The organism is Streptococcus sp. KR (assembly GCF_002238115.1).
In the GTDB taxonomy this organism is placed as follows: domain Bacteria; phylum Bacillota; class Bacilli; order Lactobacillales; family Streptococcaceae; genus Streptococcus.
In genome coordinates this window covers 1-283 of sequence record NZ_NGVM01000246.1, presented here as the reverse complement: position 1 = coordinate 283, position 283 = coordinate 1, and the positions used below count along the sequence as shown (strand labels likewise).

The 283-nt window shown below is 39.6% G+C and carries 1 protein-coding gene; it reads left to right on the top strand.

From position 1 onward, the window contains the following. Window positions 1-283, top strand: a 283-nt coding sequence (locus tag CBI42_RS12915; RefSeq protein WP_179211438.1) for a hypothetical protein, incomplete at both ends; no start/stop codon positions are given.

Here is a 283-nt window from a genome sequence, read left to right as displayed (position 1 = left end):
GACTTAACAAGGTTAGCCCAAGCTCATTATGATCGTGAGCGTGAATTGTACAAAGCTTATGTCGCTCAGCAAAGAGCTGATAGCAACAAAAGTGTAAGAATCCAAGATGCTGATGCCCGAAGGGTAGCCAATTCACAAGCAAAACTACTTAAGTATAAAAAGCAGATGAAAGACTATGCTATTGAATGGAGTAATCAAGTAACTGCTAAAGAAGCAGCGGCTGCTAAAGCTCAAACCGATGCTGAAATTAAAGCAGCAAAAGATAAAGCTAACGCTGATAAAA